The sequence below is a fragment of the Citrobacter sp. CK199 genome, from assembly GCF_030333285.1.
GTDB lineage: Bacteria > Pseudomonadota > Gammaproteobacteria > Enterobacterales > Enterobacteriaceae > Citrobacter_B > Citrobacter_B koseri.
Genome location: NZ_JAOWGF010000025.1, coordinates 426,830 through 442,771 on the forward strand (window position 1 = coordinate 426,830; position 15,942 = coordinate 442,771).

Here is a 15,942-nt window from a genome sequence, read left to right on the forward strand (position 1 = left end):
GCGCACGGGAACCATCATCTATTCCTGAGCCAGCGCTTCCAGCTTGTCGTGAAAGCCGGTGACGGAAATCGCGCGGTTGTCAGCCCGCCAGCGATCTTTTGCCGCCGGAGCGGAACTTTGTACGCCAATCAACTGCCAGCCAGCGTCGGTATGCAGCATTAACGGAGAACCGCTGTCGCCGGGCAGCGTGTCGCACTGGTGAGAGAGCACCGCGTTTTGCGCCCAGCCGGTAATCAGGCAATCCTGATGCGAGTAAAGCGTATCAAGATGATCTTCCGGGTAACCGGACTGCGTCACTTTGCGGTCGGCGGTTTTCAGGGCAGCGGTTAGCGCGGCCTTATCGCCTTCAAATAAGGGCAGTGGGGTAATGCCGGACGGCGGATAACGCAGCACAATCAAACCAAAATCCCACGGCGCGGCGGCCGGAGGGACAATCCAGCCATCGCCATCAGGCTTTAAGCGCTTTCCCAGAGATGGATCGACCCGACCTTCAATACCGTGGATTTCATAACGCCAGAGACCTTTTTGCGATACGAAACGCAAAGCCACGGCTTTATCTGGCTTCCCTTTCGGCGGCGTTAACAAGCAGTGTCCGGCGGTGAGCGCCAGATGAGATGAAATGAGCGTGGCGGTACACAGGTTGCCGCTGGCGGTTTCCAGTTGACCAATAGCGTCCCACGGCGACTGCGTCGGATCTTCAACCTTGACCCGATCGTCATGGTCAAAAAATAACGTTTTGGTTTCACGGGTATCCGTGGTGGTATCTGCCTCATCCGCATGAGCAACAACAGGGGAAAGACAAATTACGCCCAGTAATACCGCAATGGTTTTATGCATATCACACTCTGTGTGGGTAATTATGATTATTAAAAGCAAACCCTCAGTGAATACTATAGACGTGACGGCAGGAAAGTGGGAGTAAAATCAGATAACTACATTCAGGAAATATAAAAATGCGTGGCAATAAGGGCGCATAATATAAGCATGGTGAGAATCAACTCAAAGCGGTAACGAAACACGTTAACCCTCCGAAGAAACGGCGCTAAACCCGATGATTTAGCGCCGTGTGTTATGGCGCGGGGGAGCGCCATAGAACTCGCCAGTGCCTTATGCCGCCGGTTTAGCTGCCGGTTTAGCCGCAGTATGTTTTACCGCTTTTTTGGTGTGTTTTTTCGCTGCCTGCGCTTTTTGTTCAGGCGCTTTCTGAGTCGCTGCTGCTTTGTGGTGTTTTTTGTGATGCGTGGTTTTTGCCGGTGCGGTTTTAGCGGGTGCCGCAGCCGGAGCCGTCGTGGACGTTGCCGTTTCAGCAGCAAATGCAGCAGAAGACAGACCCATAGCAGCGGCAACAACCAGAGCTAATACTTTTTTCATTCTGATACCCTCGATTTGGTTTTTTATTCAACCCCACTGCGGGGCCGGTGAAATCACTATATCGCTGTAAATCGAGGGCTTCCGTGAGTCATTGGTATCGGTGTGTAACGGTATGTACAACCGGCCCGACAGATTGACGCTATCGGGCAAACAAGAGACATCATGACAAATAGCGTGATTCCAGATGCGCCCGGAAGTAACGGCTGCTCAACGGTTCTCCGGTGGCCTGAGCGATCAGCTGCGCGGTAGTAAAGCGACTGCCGTGCTGCCAGATATTTTGTCGCAGCCAGTCAAACAAGGCGCTGAGATCGCCTTGCGCAATCTGATTATGCAGATCCGGCAATGCGCGACGGGCAGCGCTAAACAGCTGTGCGGCATATATGGCGCCCAGCGTATAAGACGGGAAGTAGCCAAAGCCGCCGTCGGTCCAGTGGATGTCCTGCATACAGCCGTTACGGTAATCTCCCGCGGTTGACAGCCCCAGCCAGGCCTGCATTTTTTCATCCCACAGCGCGGGAATATCATCCACTTCGATGTCGCCGTTAATCAGTGCCTGTTCAATGTCATAGCGCAAGATAATATGGGCAGGATAACTCACTTCGTCGGCATCCACGCGGATAAAGCCCGGTTTCACCCGCTGATTCCAGGCAATGAAATTCGCTTCTTCAAAAGCGGGCTGATCGCCAAAATGACGTTTAACGGCGGGAATGAGCCGTTTGAGGAACGCCGTGCTGCGACCCAGTTGCATCTCGAAAAACAGACTCTGGGATTCATGGATGGCCGTGGAGCGGGCAAACGCGATCGGCTGACCCTGCCAGGCGTGGGGCAGATTCTGTTCATAGCGGGCGTGCCCCGTTTCGTGGATCACGCCAAAGAGCGCGCTGAGTAATTCATTTTCATCATAGCGCGTGGTGATGCGCACATCTTCCGGCACGCCGCCGCAGAACGGGTGGGCGCTGATGTCCAGCCGACCGGCGTTAAAATCAAACCCTAACTGCGACATGGTTTCCAGTCCCAGTTCACGCTGTAGCGCCGTCGGGAACGGGCTGACCGGCGCAATCAGTGGCTGATGCGACTGTTTTGACACCGCGCGGTTTAACAGATCGGGAAGCCAGGTTTTGACATCCGCAAACAGAACATCCAGTTGGGTGCTGGTCATATCGGGCTCAAAAATATCCAGCAGGGCATCGTAGGGCGAACATCCTTTAGCTTCGGCGCGAAGTTTTGCCTCTTCACGGCTGTATTTCACAACCTCTTTCAGATTCTGCGCAAATCCTTGCCAGTCATTCGCCGGACGCTGACTCCGCCATGCGTGTTCACACCGGCTCCCCGCCAGCGATTTCGCCTCCACCAGTGACTCAGGCAGCAGGGCCGCCTGATGGTGCCGCCTCGCCATTTCACGCAGGTTCGCCTGCTCAACATCGTTCAAATCTTCCTGCCCGGCGGCGGCTATCCACTGCGCAACCTTCGGGTCAGTCAGTAACTGATGTTCCAGCACGTTCAGCTCGGCCAGCGCTTCGCCTCGCGCGGTGCTTCCACCGGGAGGCATCATGGTGAACATATCCCAACTGGCGATAGCGGAGAGATGCGAAAAGCGGGAGAGGCGCTGGAAAGTGCGGGTGAGTTGTTGGTAGTGGCTCTTGTTGGACATTGTTGTGTTCCCGTCGTGTTCTGCGAATGTGAGGAGTTTACCCTGATTCATACATGTTTATGCGCTGATGGCAACGATGGCAGAAATGTTGGTAGGTTGTAAGTGATAATGATACTTCTTATCATAAATGGCGGTGTCGTGAAGCACACTGGTGAAATATTAACAGGGAACAGGGATGCAACAGGAAATCGATAACGCCTATATTGTCAGGACAAAAGCAGTGTCAGGCTGCTTTTCTATGTTTATGCTGATGTTTGGTATTACATTTACGCCACTGTTTTTTACCCGCAGTGCGCAATTAATGGAAAGTGGGTTACTTTTACCGCTGATGTTTGTGCTGGAATTTCTTATTCTGGTCCCGCTGTATTATCTCTTTTTTAGAAAAAGAGACGGTCTGGGAAAAGGCACATTGAGCGCAAAGTGGTTTGTTATTTTGTTTGGCGCCATTCTGATCATCCAGTTTCTTTTACCTGCTATGTTGGGGATGAGAAAAACAGAAGCGTGGGTCATGACGCAGGTTTCATTGCATAACTACGCTTTCTGGCTGACCAACCTGTCACTGATTTTCCTCGTCCCGGTCTACGAGGAAATCGTCTTCAGAGGGTGTCTGTTCAACGCCTTTCAGTACTGGTTCAATGATAAGGTGTGGGCGACGTCGCTTGTCGTTTCAACGCTGTTTGCGCTGATGCATACGCAGTACGCCGATATCAGAACATTATTGATGTTATTTTTAATATCGCAGGTGCTTATTGTCGCCAGAGTCAAATCTAAAGGGTTATTAATGCCTGTTACCCTGCATATATTAATGAATGCGACGGTGATCGGGATACAATATGGCGTTCAGGTCTTATTATCCTCCGGGTGATATTTACGGCATTCGGAAGCGATATCGTCAGTGTTGCCCACCATTACAGGTAGTTTTATCTTCCGGTCTCGCTTTTGGCTATCGCGCGGGGTAAAGTCAAACCTCAACAATAAAAATAAATACACACAGCATGATGAATCCAATTATCTGGGTTATCTTTGCTCTTCTGGCACTGGATGCCGTCAGGGAATTGATGGGGGCTTCTTCCATCCTGGGATTGTGGTAATCCAAAGCGCTGGTTGAGCTGTAAAGAATGCCCGGGCTCGACCCGGGCCTTCTCTTTATCAAACGTGCAGACGATGATGCAGGCGGGAGCCAACCAGCAGTGCCAGAAGCAGCATCAGCGCGATAAAACCGCCCACACCGTTCCAGCCATAGCTGTGCCAGAATACCCCGCCTAACGTCCCGGCAATGCTGGAACCCAGGTAATAGCTGAAGAGATACAGGGAAGATGCCTGGCCTTTGGCGCGTTTCGCGCGTGGGCCAATCCAGCTGCTTGCCACCGAATGCGCGGCAAAGAATCCGGCGGAGAAGAGCAGCATTCCGGCGAAAATCAGCCATAGCGACGTGAACAGCGTCATTAACAGCCCGAACAACATCACGCCGGTTGAGAACAACATCACCGGCCCGCGCCCATAACGCGTCGTCATGGCGCCTGCTTTAGGTGAGCTCCAGGTGCCCGTCAGGTAAGCCACCGATAAAAGCCCCACGATGGCCTGGCTGAGTTCCCAGGGCGAAAGCATCAACCGATAGCCGATATAGTTAAATAGCGTGACAAATGACCCCATTAACAAAAAGCCTTCTGCGAATAACAGCGGCAGGCCCCTGTCGCGCCAGTGAAGGCGGAAGTTGATGAACAGCGTTTTGGGGCGTAATGAGGTCGGTCGGAAATGGCGGGATTCCGGCAAGATTTTCCAGAACATCAATGCGGACGCCAGCGCGAAACAGCCGATCGCCGCCAGTGCGATGCGCCAGTTAAAAAAGTCGGTAAATACGCCGCTGATCAGACGCCCGCTCATGCCGCCAATCGAGTTGCCGCTAATGTACAACCCCATTGAGAAGGCGACGAAACTAGGATGGATCTCTTCACTTAAATAGGTCATGCCTACCGCAGCGACGCCGCTCAACGACAGGCCTATCAGCGCGCGCATGATTAAAATGCCATGCCAGCTGGTCATCATGGTGGAAAGCAGCGTACAGCAGGAGGCCAGCAGCAGCGCCGTCACCATTACAGGTTTGCGGCCGATCGCGTCGGACAACGGGCCGGTAAACAGCAGCCCGATGGCTAACATGCCGGTGGAGATGGAAAGCGAGATACTGCTGCTGGCGGGAGAGACGCCAAATTCATGGGACAGCACAGGCAGTATCGGTTGTACGCAATAGAGAAGGGCGAACGTCGCCAGCCCGGCGGAGAATAGCGCCAGCGTAACGCGCATAAACTGGGATGTACCACGTTTTATATATTGAACCGGCTGGGAAATAATGTGTTCATCAACATCGCTCGCCGTTGCGGTGTCGACAGCAGTAATACGACTCACTTGAAATCCTTGCTCAACATCCCCGTGATTATGGTGACGGGTATGACCTCAGTGCTAAGAGTAGGAAAATCAAAATATTCTGTCTAATATATTAATAATCTCAAATAATATTTATAAAATATGAATATTGAACTTCGTCATCTACGCTACTTTGTGGCGGTTGCGGAAGAGTTGCATTTTGGCCGGGCGGCTGCGCGGCTGAATATCTCTCAACCCCCGCTAAGCCAGCAGATCCAGACCCTTGAGCAGCAGATTGGCGCACGGCTGCTGGCGCGAACCAACCGGAGCGTTGCGCTGACGGCGGCGGGTAAGCAGTTTCTGGCAGACAGTCGGCAGATCCTTGGGCTGGTGAATGAGGCCGCCGCCCGCGCGGAACGCTTGCATCAGGGGGAGACCGGCGAGCTGCGCATTGGCTTCACCTCATCCGCGCCGTTTATTAAAGCCGTCTCGGATACGCTGTCTCTGTTTCGCCAGGACTACCCGGATGTGCATATGCAGACCCGCGAAATGAACACCCGCGAGCAGATTGCGCCGCTTAATGAAGGCGCGCTGGATATGGGGTTACTGCGCAATACCTCATTGCCGGATACGCTGGACTGGGAAGTGATTCTGCATGAACCATTGCTGGCGATGATCCCCCGTGAACATCCGCTGGCGCAAAAGCCGGTCGTGACGCTGGCGGAGCTGGCGAAAGAACCGTTTGTCTTTTTTGATCCGCATGTCGGAACGGGGTTGTATGACGATATTCTCGGCCTGATGCGCCGTTACCATCTCACTCCGGCGATCACTCAGGAGGTTGGAGAGGCGATGACGATTATCGGGCTGGTAGCCGCAGGACTGGGGGTGTCGATCCTGCCCGCCTCGTTTAAGCGGGTACAGCTTGATGAAATGCGTTGGGTGCCCATTGCCGAAGCGGACGCCGTGTCGGAAATGTGGCTGGTATGGCCGAAACATCATGAACAAAGTCACGCTGCGCAACGATTTCGTCATCAACTTTTAACGGCCGCAAAGCGCGCTTAATTTAGTTTAAAAAGGGATGAAAATGTGCAGTAAATCACACGGCTAAGTAAAAAGTTGACGACAACTATTGAAGTCATTCACCATAGCCCACAGATTATTTCGGAGCGCGAAAATAAAGGGAGTCAGAGGTGGTTGCTGATAGTCAGCCAGGGCATATCGATCAAATCAAGCAGACCAATGCTGGCGCGGTATATCGCCTGATTGATCAGCTGGGCCCCGTGTCGCGAATTGATCTTTCTCGTCTGGCGCAACTGGCGCCTGCCAGTATCACTAAAATTGTTCGCGAAATGCTAGAAGCGCATTTAGTTCAGGAGCTGGAGATCAAAGAGGCGGGAAGCCGAGGTCGCCCGGCGGTCGGGCTGGTGGTGGAAACCGAGGCCTGGCACTATTTGTCTATTCGTATCAGCCGTGGCGAGATTTTTCTCGCCCTGCGTGACCTGAGCAGCAAGCTGGTGGTGGAGGAGTGCCTTGAGCTACCGCTGGTTTCTGAGACTCCGCTGCTTGAACGCATCATTTTTATGGTCGATCAGTTCTTTATCCGTCACCAGCAAAAACTCGAACGCCTGACCTCTATCGCCATCACCTTACCCGGTATTATTGATACTGAGAATGGCATTGTGCACCGCATGCCGTTTTACGACGATGTCAAAGAGATGCCGCTGGGGGAAACCCTCGAACACCACACCGGTGTACCGGTCTATATTCAGCATGATATCAGCGCCTGGACGATGGCCGAGGCGCTTTTTGGCGCATCGCGCGGCGCGCGTGATGTTATTCAGGTGGTGATTGATCACAACGTTGGGGCTGGCGTGATTACCGACGGCCACTTACTGCATGCGGGCAGCAGCAGTCTGGTGGAGATCGGCCATACGCAGGTCGACCCCTACGGTAAACGTTGTTACTGCGGGAACCACGGCTGTCTGGAAACGATCGCCAGCGTGGACAGCGTGCTTGAACTGGCGCAGCTGCGACTCAATCAGTCAATGAGTTCTTCGCTGCACGGGCAGCCGCTGACGGTGGATTCGCTGTGCCAGGCGGCGGTGCAGGGGGATTTGCTGGCGAAAGATATCATTAGCGGCGTCGGGATGCATGTTGGCCGCATTCTGGCGATCATGGTGAATTTATTTAATCCGCAAAAAATTCTGATCGGTTCGCCGCTGAGCAAAGCGGCGGAAATCCTTTTTCCGGCGATTGCGGACAGCATCCGTCAACAGGCGCTGCCGGCGTATAGCAAACATATCGCCGTCGAAAGCACGCAGTTTTCCAATCAAGGGACAATGGCGGGCGCCGCACTGGTAAAAGACGCGATGTATAACGGTTCTTTGTTGATTCGTCTATTACAGGGTTAACATTTTTTAACTGTCGTACGAAAATTTGCGCTAACGCAAGCTGATCGCGATTGTCATACCTTAGACTTTCTCCACTGTATTATTTTCCTGGCTTATATTTTCGAAGCATAACGGTGGAGTTAGTGATGCTGAAGCGTTTCTTTATTACAGGTACAGACACTTCTGTTGGGAAGACAGTGGTTTCCCGCGCATTACTACAAGCGTTAGCGTCAGGGAACAAAAGCGTCGCAGGTTATAAACCCGTTGCGAAAGGCAGCAAAGAGACGCCGGAAGGCATGCGCAATAAAGATGCGTTGGTGTTGCAGAGCGTCTCTTCTATTGAGCTGCCTTATGAGGCGATCAATCCGATTGCGCTGAGCGAAGACGAAAGCAGCGTGGCGCATAGCTGCCCGATCAATTACACCCTGTTATCCAACGGGCTTGCCAGCCTGAGCGAAAAGGTTGACCACGTCGTGGTGGAAGGCACCGGCGGCTGGCGCAGCCTGATGAACGACCTGCGTCCGTTATCTGAATGGGTCGTGCAGGAGCAGTTACCGGTGCTGATGGTGGTGGGGATTCAGGAAGGCTGCATTAACCATGCGCTGCTGACCGCACAGGCTATCGCCAATGACGGATTACCGCTGATCGGCTGGGTGGCGAACCGCATCAATCCCGGACTGGCGCATTATGCCGAAATCATTGATGTGTTAAGCAAAAAACTGCCTGCGCCGCTGATTGGCGAACTGCCTTATTTGCCGCGTGCCGAACAACGCGAACTGGGGCAATATATCCGTCTGTCAATGCTCGGCAGTGTGCTGTCGGTAGACCGAGTCCTCGCGTAACGTTCGCGATAAGACCGACGCCACCACGCAGGCAATCAGTAATCCGGGGAGTAGCCGATACTCCCCGGTCATTTCACAGATCATCAGCGTCGACATCATCGGCGCGTGTGTTGTTGCCGCCAGCAGCGTCGCCATTCCTGTTAATCCCAGCAATATTGCCATCTCATCCGCTCCCGGAAGCCAGAATCCCCACATCCGACCGTATAACATACCAATCGACAAGCCGATGAACAGCGTGGGGGTAAAGACGCCGCCGGGCGCACCGGAACCGCTGCTGGCGAGTACGGCGAGTAATTTGCAGATGAAGATCCCGGCGATCACGGAGAGCAGCGGCGGGGAGAGCAAAAATGACTGCACGACGCTGTAGCCATTTCCCCAGACGGCCGGCGTCAGCAGGGATAGCAAGCCAACGATGAATCCGCCCAGCGCCAGTTGCCACGGAGGCGATAATTTCAGCCGAATAAAACCGTTATGAGTGGTGGTCATTAACCACATAAACAGCGGCCCGCAGACGCCAGCCACCAGCCCGGTGCTGATAATCATCGCATATTCCCGCACATGTAAATCCAGCGACAGGTGAACCGTATAGAGCAGGGCATTACCGCCGCTGAGCAAATGGGTGGTCAGTAATGCCACGACGGCGGAAATCACAACGGGGCCCAGCGACGCCAGCATCAGCGTGCCAAACAGGATTTCCGCGATAAAGAGGCTGCCCGCCAGCGGGGCGTGATACGCGCTGGCCATCCCTGCCGCAGCGCCGCAGGCGATCCACAATTTCCACTCTTCACGCGGGGTGCAACGCTGAGCAAAACAGGACGCCGCCAGCGCTGCCAGTAAGATCATGGCCCCTTCGCGCCCGATGGCGCTACCGCTGGCGACGACAAGTAGCGAAGCAAGGGACTTCACCAGACTTGCCCCGTAATCGAATTGCCCATCTGTTTGCAGGGCTTCCATGTAGTCGGTGGGGGCATGGGGGCGTTGTTGATTCATTTTCTGCCAGCCCCAGAGCAGCGCACCTGCCGCGAGACCGCCCACGGCGGGGGTGATCAGCCGTCGCCAGGGAGAAAGGTTTGTCGCGGCATTCACCAGGCTTCCCGTATCGTTACGTAAAAAAAGCCATTCCAGCACCAGCATGGCGTGACGAAACCCAGCTACCGCCAGTGCGGCAAGGATGCCAATTATTGTCGCGATTAACAGGCGGCGAAACATCGCTCGCAGATCAGGGTATGTATGTAGGCGATGCATGGGCAGACCACACAGGCATTTTCAGGAGTGTCTATTTTGCGGGTAAACAGCGCGAGACGCAAAAGCACTGCGTGCGCAGGGGGAACTGCCCGATGGCGCTTCGCTTACCGGCCCGACAAGAATGTGCTCCGTAGGCCAGGTAAAGCGTAGCTGCCATCCGGCGTTTAGCTACTTTCGTGAATATTCAGCGCCCGACGGGTGCGGCCTGAACTGAGATAATCGGCAATGTAATCCTGCGAGATTTCGCCGTTATAGCGTCCTTCCTCATCGACAATGGGCATCCAGCTGGTGTTACTCTCGTACAGTTTCGACAGCACAATACGCAGGTTGTCTTCCGCTTTTCCGGTGACGCGAAACGGGTGGATTATATCCGCGCAGGTGCCGTTGGCGTTCCTGGCTTCACGACGCTTCACAAAGCCAAGCGGCTTGCCGTCGCTGTCGACAACGGTGATCGCGCGAATATCATTATCGTCCATGATGCCAAACGCCTCTGCCAGCGAGGTGGCGGTGCGGGCGGTCAGGGTGGGTTGTTGGTCGGTTACGTCGCCCGCCGAAACCAGCAGAAGACGTTTTAGCGTACGATCCTGACCGACAAATGAGCCGACGAATTCATTCGCCGGTTTTGCCAGCAATTCATCCGGGCTGGCGCACTGTATAATGCGGCCCTGGCGGAATACGGCAATCCTGTCGCCCAGTTTCAGCGCTTCATCGATATCATGGCTGACCAGCATCACCGTCTTTTTCAGCGCCCGCTGCATATCAAGAAACTGATTCTGAATCACCTCGCGGTTAATCGGGTCTACCGCACCGAAAGGTTCATCCATCAACAGCACCGGGGGATCGGCCGCCAGCGCACGGATCACGCCGATGCGCTGTTGTTGACCGCCAGACATCTCTTTCGGGTAGCGATGCAGAAACTTTTTCGCATCCATTGCCACCATGTCCATTAACTCTTCCGCGCGACGTTTGCAGCGGGTTTTATCCCAGCCCAGCATACGCGGGACAACCGTGATGTTCTCTTCGATGGTCATGTTGGGAAACAGGCCAATTTGCTGGATCACGTAGCCAATATTGCGCCGTAGCGTGACGGTATCCATCGCACTGGTGTTTTGTCCGTTAATGAAAATATTGCCGCTGCTGGGCGCGATCAGCCGGTTGATCATCTTCAGGGTGGTGGTCTTGCCGCAGCCTGACGGCCCAAGCAGCACGCACATTTCACCTTCCGGCACGTTCAGATTGATGTTATCAACGGCGTTAAGCGGTTGGCCATTCTTCTGTGAAAAGCGTTTGGTGAGGTTTTCCAGTTTTATCATTATCGTATCCCCTTAGGTGTCAGTACGACTTGCAGGCGATGCAGCAACCAGTCGAGCACAATGGCCAACAGACAAATCATCAGCGCACCGGCGATTAACATGCGGATGTCACTCCCGCCGATGCCGTTCAGTAACAGTAACCCCAGGCCGCCAGCGCCAATAACGGCGGCGATGGCCATCACGCCGATATTCATGACGACGGCAGTGCGAATCCCGCCAAAAATCACCGGCAGGGCCATCGGAATTTCTACCCAGCGCAAACGCTGCCAGAACGTCATGCCAATTCCGCGTCCCGCTTCGCGCAAGCCCGGCGGTAAACTGTCGAGCGCGGTGTGCGTGTTGCGCACAATCGGCAGCAACGAGTAAAGAAAAACGGCGGTAATTGCGGGAAGGGCGCCAATCCCCTGACCGATCAGCGAAAACAGCGGGATCATCAAACCAAATAATGCGATGGACGGGATAGTGAGCAGCAGCGTCGCCGCCCCTAACACCGGCGTAGCCAGCCATTTATGACGAACAATCAGAATGCCCAGCGGCACGCCAATGATAATCGCCAGACCGACGGCCAGCGCAACCAGCCACAAATGCTGAAGAGTGAGGCTCGTCAGATAACCCGCGTTATCCATCATGTAATGAATCGTATCCATAAGCGCTCCTTACAGCAGACCTTTTTGTTGCAGGAATGTGCGCGCAACCTGCTGGGGTGACTGGTGATCGATGTCGACCTGCGCATTAAGCGTCGAGATGACGTCGTTATTGAGCAGCCCGGAAAGGGTATTCAGCGCATCATCCAGCCCCGGATGGGCATCCAGTATCTCTTTACGGACGACAGGCGTGACAGCGTAACCTGGGAAGAAGCCTTTATCATCTTCCAGCACCTTGAGGTCAAAACCCTTCACCCGGCCATCCGTGGTGTACACCAGACCGGCGTCCACAAAGCCGTCGCGCACGGCGTTATAGACCAGACCCGGGTCCATTTGCCGAATCTGCGGACGGTCAAGCTGCATCTGGTAGGCATCCTGCAACGGCTTCATCCCGTCGCTGCGCCCGGAAAACTCAAGGTCGAGACCTAACATCCAGTTATTGTCAGGGTCGGTCTGGCGGATGTGTTCGATTTTCGCCACCATTTCCGACAGGGTGTTGATGTTCTCTGCTTCGGCGCGTTTGCGCTGCATGGCGAACGCGTAGGTGTTATTCATATTCGCCGGGTTTAGCCATACCAGTCCGAGCTTCGCATCCAGGCGTTTGACGGTATCGTAGGATTCCTGCGGGCTCATCCGTTTATCAATGTGGTTAAAAATGATCAGGGACGTGCCGGTGTATTCCCAGGTGATATCAATCTGCTTATTCACCATGGCATTACGTGAAATCACCGCCGCAATGTTGGTGCGCGGCTGAACCTGAAAACCCTTTTTTTGCAGGTACTGCACGGTCATGGCGGAAAGGATGTGTTGTTCGGTAAAACCTTTGGTTGCAAGGATCAACGGGGCCGCCTGAGCCTGTCCGGTAACGAGCAACGCGGCGGCAAGCCATCCCAGCAGATGTTTTTTTAATGTCATTCAGCGCTCCTTATTCTTATCGTTGTATCAGGCCGTATGCGGACTGAGGATGCGGCCAAGCAGGGCAAGCAGGCTGTCGAGAATCAGCGCCACCAGAGCGGTTGCCGTTGCGCCCAGAATCAGCGTCGGGAAGTCATTGAGGTAAATGCCGGGGAAAATCAGCTCGCCGTAGCTGCTGGCCCCAATCAGGAACGCCAGCGGGGCCGTACCCACATTAATCGCCGTCGCGATCCGAATCCCTGCAAGCATCACCGGCCAGGCATTGGGCAGCTCAACCTGACGCAGACGCTGCCATTTCGTCATACCGATGCCGTTTGCGGCTTCAATCAGGGAGGCGGGAACAGAACAAAGCCCGGCGTAGGTATTGCGCACGACAGGAAGAAGCGAGGCGAGGAACAGCGCGAAAATCGCCGGAACGTCGCCAATGCCGATAATCACCATCGCCAGTGCCAGTACGGCCAGAGGCGGCAGAGTATTGCCTACATTAAAGAGCTGCATTACGTATTCGGCGAATCCTTTGGCTGCTGTACGGCTCAGTAAAATGCCGCTGGGAATACCGATAACTAAGGCGAAGAACATGGAGGTAAAGACGAGGAGTAAATGCTGTTTGCCCAAATAAAGCAGATCAACCTGACGCGCTTTAATGGTTTCCAGACCCACTCCCCAAACCAGCAGCGCCAGCACAAGAGCGATCGCGCCAGTAAACCCGAGCACGCGTTTTAACGTAAAAGTGTGCATTGCGGTGTGTCTCCCTGTTTGCATGCGTTATGGCAACGAAAGAGACGTTGCGTGTTGTTATGCCATGTAGCGGCAGGGTGTTTTGAGCTATAGCAACACGTCGGGAAGGATTCCAGCGAGACAGGTATTTAAATTAGCAGGCTATGCATGCCCGTTGCTCATTTGCCCTTACAGGGCGAAGGATGTGCGCGAATGTGAAGAATTGTCTTAAAAATGGAAAGGTAAAGTGACGTTGTCACTTATCGAGAAGGGGAAACAACCGGTTTTTGACGATAAAGGCAGGGCGTACCCTGCCTGAAAAAGCGTTAGCGAAACAGCGGTTTTACGGCGACGGGGATCAGCAACTGAGACTGCCACTGCGCCAGCGTTTGCTGTGCCAGCTCACCTGCCGCCTGGTAAAATGGATGGTTTGCGCCTTCGATGAAAACCGCCAGGAAGCGCGCAGACCACGGCAACAGATGCCAGGCCAGCAGTTGTTCGCATTCGCTATGACGGCCATTTTCCGCAAGCCAGGCAGCCAACAGCAACAGGGAACCAAAATGATCTTCCGGTTCATTTTGCTGGATCTCAAACTGGATGCCGTTGTCCCGCATCCACTGGCGTAATGCCAGCGTAGACTCGCCAAACAACACGCTTTCACGGTCCAGCCAGACCGATCCCCAGGGAGGCGACGGAAGCGCCCAGGGACCGACAAACAGACGTTGCCAGGCTTGCGGGAGCGGCTCCTCGATGTCGGCCTGAAAAACCGCCGCAATCGGCGCCAGAACCTCCGGTGAAAGAGGCCACTGCGCCTGCCAGCCGTCGGTTTTTAACGCTGAAACCAACGGGGCGGCTTCGGTACTGTCTGGCGCATAATAAAACAACGCGCCCAGCACGCGTGCAGCCATAGAAAAATCGTCACGTTGTGAAAAAGAAGTCATGAAACCATCCTGAAAGGTGCGGGTTTCCCCGCACGCGTAAGTTAACCTGCAACGGCCATTCCAACGGTCATATGCAGGCCGTAAAACAATCCGCGACCTATGATTTCGCCGCCAAGCACCAGGATTAACCCCAGCAACAATCCGGCGACGTGCGGTTCTTTGCGGCGCACTAACGGGCATATCCAGCAACCCAGCCCGGCAGCAAGTAGCACTACGCGCCAGACCTGTAAGCGGCCATAGTCTGGAACCAGCGCGCTCGCCTGTTGCACGGAGCTGTGGATCGCCCCAAGCGACATGCCTTGCATGATGATTACGGCCGCGCAGACTAACAGCGCCAGCACGCTGATGCTTGCGAACGTCGTGCCGTTGAATCTGGCGCGCGCGGCGCGCAATATCAGCGCCGCAAATAGCGGCCCGCTCAGGAACACCGTCAGGAAGAATGCCAGCGTCGTGTAGCCATTATACCAGGTCGGAACGGTATCGATCTGATAGACCCGCGTCATTGCCCAGACAAATACCACCCCGAGTACCATGCTGACCAGCAGCCAGATTTTGCCCAGTGCTTCCGGCATCTTGCCGAGCACAGCCACCAGCCACCAGAAACCGCCTACGGCAAAAAAGACAGAGCCAGCGGCAATTTCATTACTCAGCGCGGAAGCGCCCACCCGGTTAAGCGAGTTAAACGCGCGGAACGGCGAGCCGAGGTGCATGATCGACGCCAGAAAACCCAGCCCCATGACGACCCATAAAAAGAACATACCGCGCACAATACGCTGTCTGCTGGCCGCATCGTCTTTCGCCGCAAACCAGCCCAGACCGCTGACAATCAATGCGCCGACAACGCATTGACCGAACACCGTAAACAGCACCAGCGGCCATTCATGCCATCCATTTCCCATTTTATACCTCCTTCGGATTTGCCAGATAACCCGTGGTATCCCCGGTCGGGCGGCTGTTGGCGTTGGGTTTAATCACAATGTTCGGTCTGGTGAAGTGCGCGCCCGGCAGCGGCGCAACGGCCGCCAGCGTGCCATGTTTCTTCCGCAGCTCTTCTATCGGGCCAAAGTCCAGCGCGCGCAGCGGGCAGGACTCGACGCAGATCGGCTTTTTGCCGTCGGCAACGCGGTCATGACAGCCGTCGCATTTGGTCATGTGGCCTTTGGCGGCGTTGTACTGCGGCGCACCGTACGGGCAGGCCATATGGCAGTAGCGACAGCCGATGCAGACATCCTCATCCACCACCACAAAACCGTCCTCGCGTTTGTGCATCGCGCCGCTCGGACACACTTTCGTGCAGGCCGGGTCTTCGCAGTGGTTGCAGGAGATGGAAAGATAGTAGGCAAAGACATTCTGGTGCCAGACGCCGTTATCCTCCTGCCAGTCGCCGCCCGCATATTCATAGATGCGGCGGAAGCTGACGTCCGGGGTTAAATCTTTGTAGTCTTTGCAGGCCAGTTCGCAGGTTTTGCAACCGGTGCAACGACTGGAGTCAATAAAAAATCCATATTGGGTTGTCATCGGTTACTCCTTATACCTTCTCAACCTGAACGAG

The 15,942-nt window shown here is 54.7% G+C and carries 18 protein-coding genes; 5 read left to right on the forward strand and 13 right to left on the reverse strand.

The window, feature by feature from the left end; translation table 11 throughout:
* Positions 1 to 18: 18 nt before the first annotated feature.
* The 4 genes from OGX75_RS11010 to OGX75_RS11020 form a co-directional block, all read right to left on the reverse strand.
* Positions 19 to 837, reverse strand: coding sequence for a trypsin-like serine peptidase (locus OGX75_RS11010; protein ID WP_286451570.1), 819 nt, complete (start codon positions 835 to 837; stop codon positions 19 to 21).
* A 101-nt stretch (positions 838 to 938) separates the two neighbouring features.
* The gene (gene ydgU / locus OGX75_RS21300) at positions 939 to 1,019 is read right to left on the reverse strand and encodes a small membrane protein YdgU (RefSeq protein WP_455549893.1); all 81 of its coding nucleotides are present in this window, start codon (positions 1,017 to 1,019) and stop codon (positions 939 to 941) included.
* An 88-nt stretch (positions 1,020 to 1,107) separates the two neighbouring features.
* The gene (gene asr / locus OGX75_RS11015; protein ID WP_047457204.1) at positions 1,108 to 1,371 is read right to left on the reverse strand and encodes an acid resistance repetitive basic protein Asr; all 264 of its coding nucleotides are present in this window, start codon (positions 1,369 to 1,371) and stop codon (positions 1,108 to 1,110) included.
* A gap of 160 nt (positions 1,372 to 1,531) precedes the next feature.
* On the reverse strand, positions 1,532 to 3,022 hold the full coding sequence (locus tag OGX75_RS11020; RefSeq protein WP_286451569.1) for a carboxypeptidase M32: 1,491 nt from the start codon (positions 3,020 to 3,022) through the stop codon (positions 1,532 to 1,534).
* A 175-nt stretch (positions 3,023 to 3,197) separates the two neighbouring features.
* On the opposite strand from OGX75_RS11020, the gene OGX75_RS11025 reads away from it, so the two are divergent.
* Positions 3,198 to 3,887, forward strand: coding sequence for a CPBP family intramembrane glutamic endopeptidase (locus OGX75_RS11025; protein WP_012132472.1), 690 nt, complete (start codon positions 3,198 to 3,200; stop codon positions 3,885 to 3,887).
* 133 nt (positions 3,888 to 4,020) lie between these two features.
* The gene (locus OGX75_RS11030) at positions 4,021 to 4,113 is read left to right on the forward strand and encodes a KPN_01571 family protein (protein ID WP_208855431.1); all 93 of its coding nucleotides are present in this window, start codon (positions 4,021 to 4,023) and stop codon (positions 4,111 to 4,113) included.
* A gap of 58 nt (positions 4,114 to 4,171) precedes the next feature.
* On the opposite strand, the gene ynfM is transcribed toward OGX75_RS11030, so the two are convergent.
* Complete coding sequence (ynfM, locus tag OGX75_RS11035) at positions 4,172 to 5,425, reverse strand: multidrug efflux MFS transporter YnfM/SxtP(Kp) (RefSeq protein ID WP_012132469.1); 1,254 nt, start codon at positions 5,423 to 5,425, stop codon at positions 4,172 to 4,174.
* Positions 5,426 to 5,545: 120 nt separating this feature from the next.
* Here ynfM and ynfL point away from each other — a divergent pair, with 120 nt between their 5' ends.
* From ynfL to bioD, 3 genes are all read left to right on the forward strand, one after another.
* Positions 5,546 to 6,445 carry a multidrug efflux transcriptional activator YnfL/SxtR(Kp) gene (gene ynfL / locus OGX75_RS11040; protein ID WP_012132468.1) on the forward strand — a complete coding sequence of 300 codons (900 nt, stop codon included), beginning with the start codon at positions 5,546 to 5,548 and terminating at the stop codon, positions 6,443 to 6,445.
* A 128-nt stretch (positions 6,446 to 6,573) separates the two neighbouring features.
* On the forward strand, positions 6,574 to 7,794 hold the full coding sequence (gene mlc, locus OGX75_RS11045) for a sugar metabolism global transcriptional regulator Mlc (protein WP_012132466.1): 1,221 nt from the start codon (positions 6,574 to 6,576) through the stop codon (positions 7,792 to 7,794).
* 125 nt (positions 7,795 to 7,919) lie between these two features.
* The gene (gene bioD, locus OGX75_RS11050) at positions 7,920 to 8,615 is read left to right on the forward strand and encodes a dethiobiotin synthase (protein ID WP_024130350.1); all 696 of its coding nucleotides are present in this window, start codon (positions 7,920 to 7,922) and stop codon (positions 8,613 to 8,615) included.
* Here bioD and clcB read toward each other — a convergent pair.
* The 8 genes from clcB to dmsB form a co-directional block, all read right to left on the reverse strand.
* On the reverse strand, positions 8,571 to 9,860 hold the full coding sequence (clcB, locus tag OGX75_RS11055) for a voltage-gated ClC-type chloride channel ClcB (protein ID WP_048902388.1): 1,290 nt from the start codon (positions 9,858 to 9,860) through the stop codon (positions 8,571 to 8,573). The genes bioD and clcB overlap by 45 nt on opposite strands.
* Before the next feature lie 164 nt (positions 9,861 to 10,024).
* Positions 10,025 to 11,173, reverse strand: coding sequence for an osmoprotectant ABC transporter ATP-binding protein OsmV (gene osmV / locus OGX75_RS11060; RefSeq protein WP_047457187.1), 1,149 nt, complete (start codon positions 11,171 to 11,173; stop codon positions 10,025 to 10,027).
* Positions 11,173 to 11,820: an osmoprotectant ABC transporter permease OsmW gene (gene osmW / locus OGX75_RS11065; RefSeq protein ID WP_012132461.1), complete on the reverse strand. Its 648-nt coding sequence runs from the start codon at positions 11,818 to 11,820 to the stop codon at positions 11,173 to 11,175. The genes osmV and osmW overlap by 1 nt, the downstream gene beginning before the upstream one ends.
* Positions 11,821 to 11,829: 9 nt before the next feature.
* Positions 11,830 to 12,732: an osmoprotectant ABC transporter substrate-binding protein OsmX gene (gene osmX, locus OGX75_RS11070; protein WP_012132460.1), complete on the reverse strand. Its 903-nt coding sequence runs from the start codon at positions 12,730 to 12,732 to the stop codon at positions 11,830 to 11,832.
* A 27-nt stretch (positions 12,733 to 12,759) separates the two neighbouring features.
* Entirely contained in the window at positions 12,760 to 13,470 is a 711-nt protein-coding gene (gene osmY, locus OGX75_RS11075) for an osmoprotectant ABC transporter permease OsmY (RefSeq protein ID WP_047457184.1), read from the reverse strand.
* A 305-nt stretch (positions 13,471 to 13,775) separates the two neighbouring features.
* The gene (dmsD, locus tag OGX75_RS11080) at positions 13,776 to 14,390 is read right to left on the reverse strand and encodes a Tat proofreading chaperone DmsD (RefSeq protein ID WP_024130349.1); all 615 of its coding nucleotides are present in this window, start codon (positions 14,388 to 14,390) and stop codon (positions 13,776 to 13,778) included.
* Between the two features lie 41 nt (positions 14,391 to 14,431).
* Positions 14,432 to 15,289 (reverse strand): dimethyl sulfoxide reductase anchor subunit family protein, encoded by an 858-nt coding sequence (locus tag OGX75_RS11085; RefSeq protein WP_058669090.1) that lies wholly within the window; start codon positions 15,287 to 15,289, stop codon positions 14,432 to 14,434.
* A gap of 1 nt (position 15,290) precedes the next feature.
* The gene (gene dmsB, locus OGX75_RS11090; RefSeq protein ID WP_012132456.1) at positions 15,291 to 15,908 is read right to left on the reverse strand and encodes a dimethylsulfoxide reductase iron-sulfur subunit DmsB; all 618 of its coding nucleotides are present in this window, start codon (positions 15,906 to 15,908) and stop codon (positions 15,291 to 15,293) included.
* Positions 15,909 to 15,942: the final 34 nt, after the last annotated feature.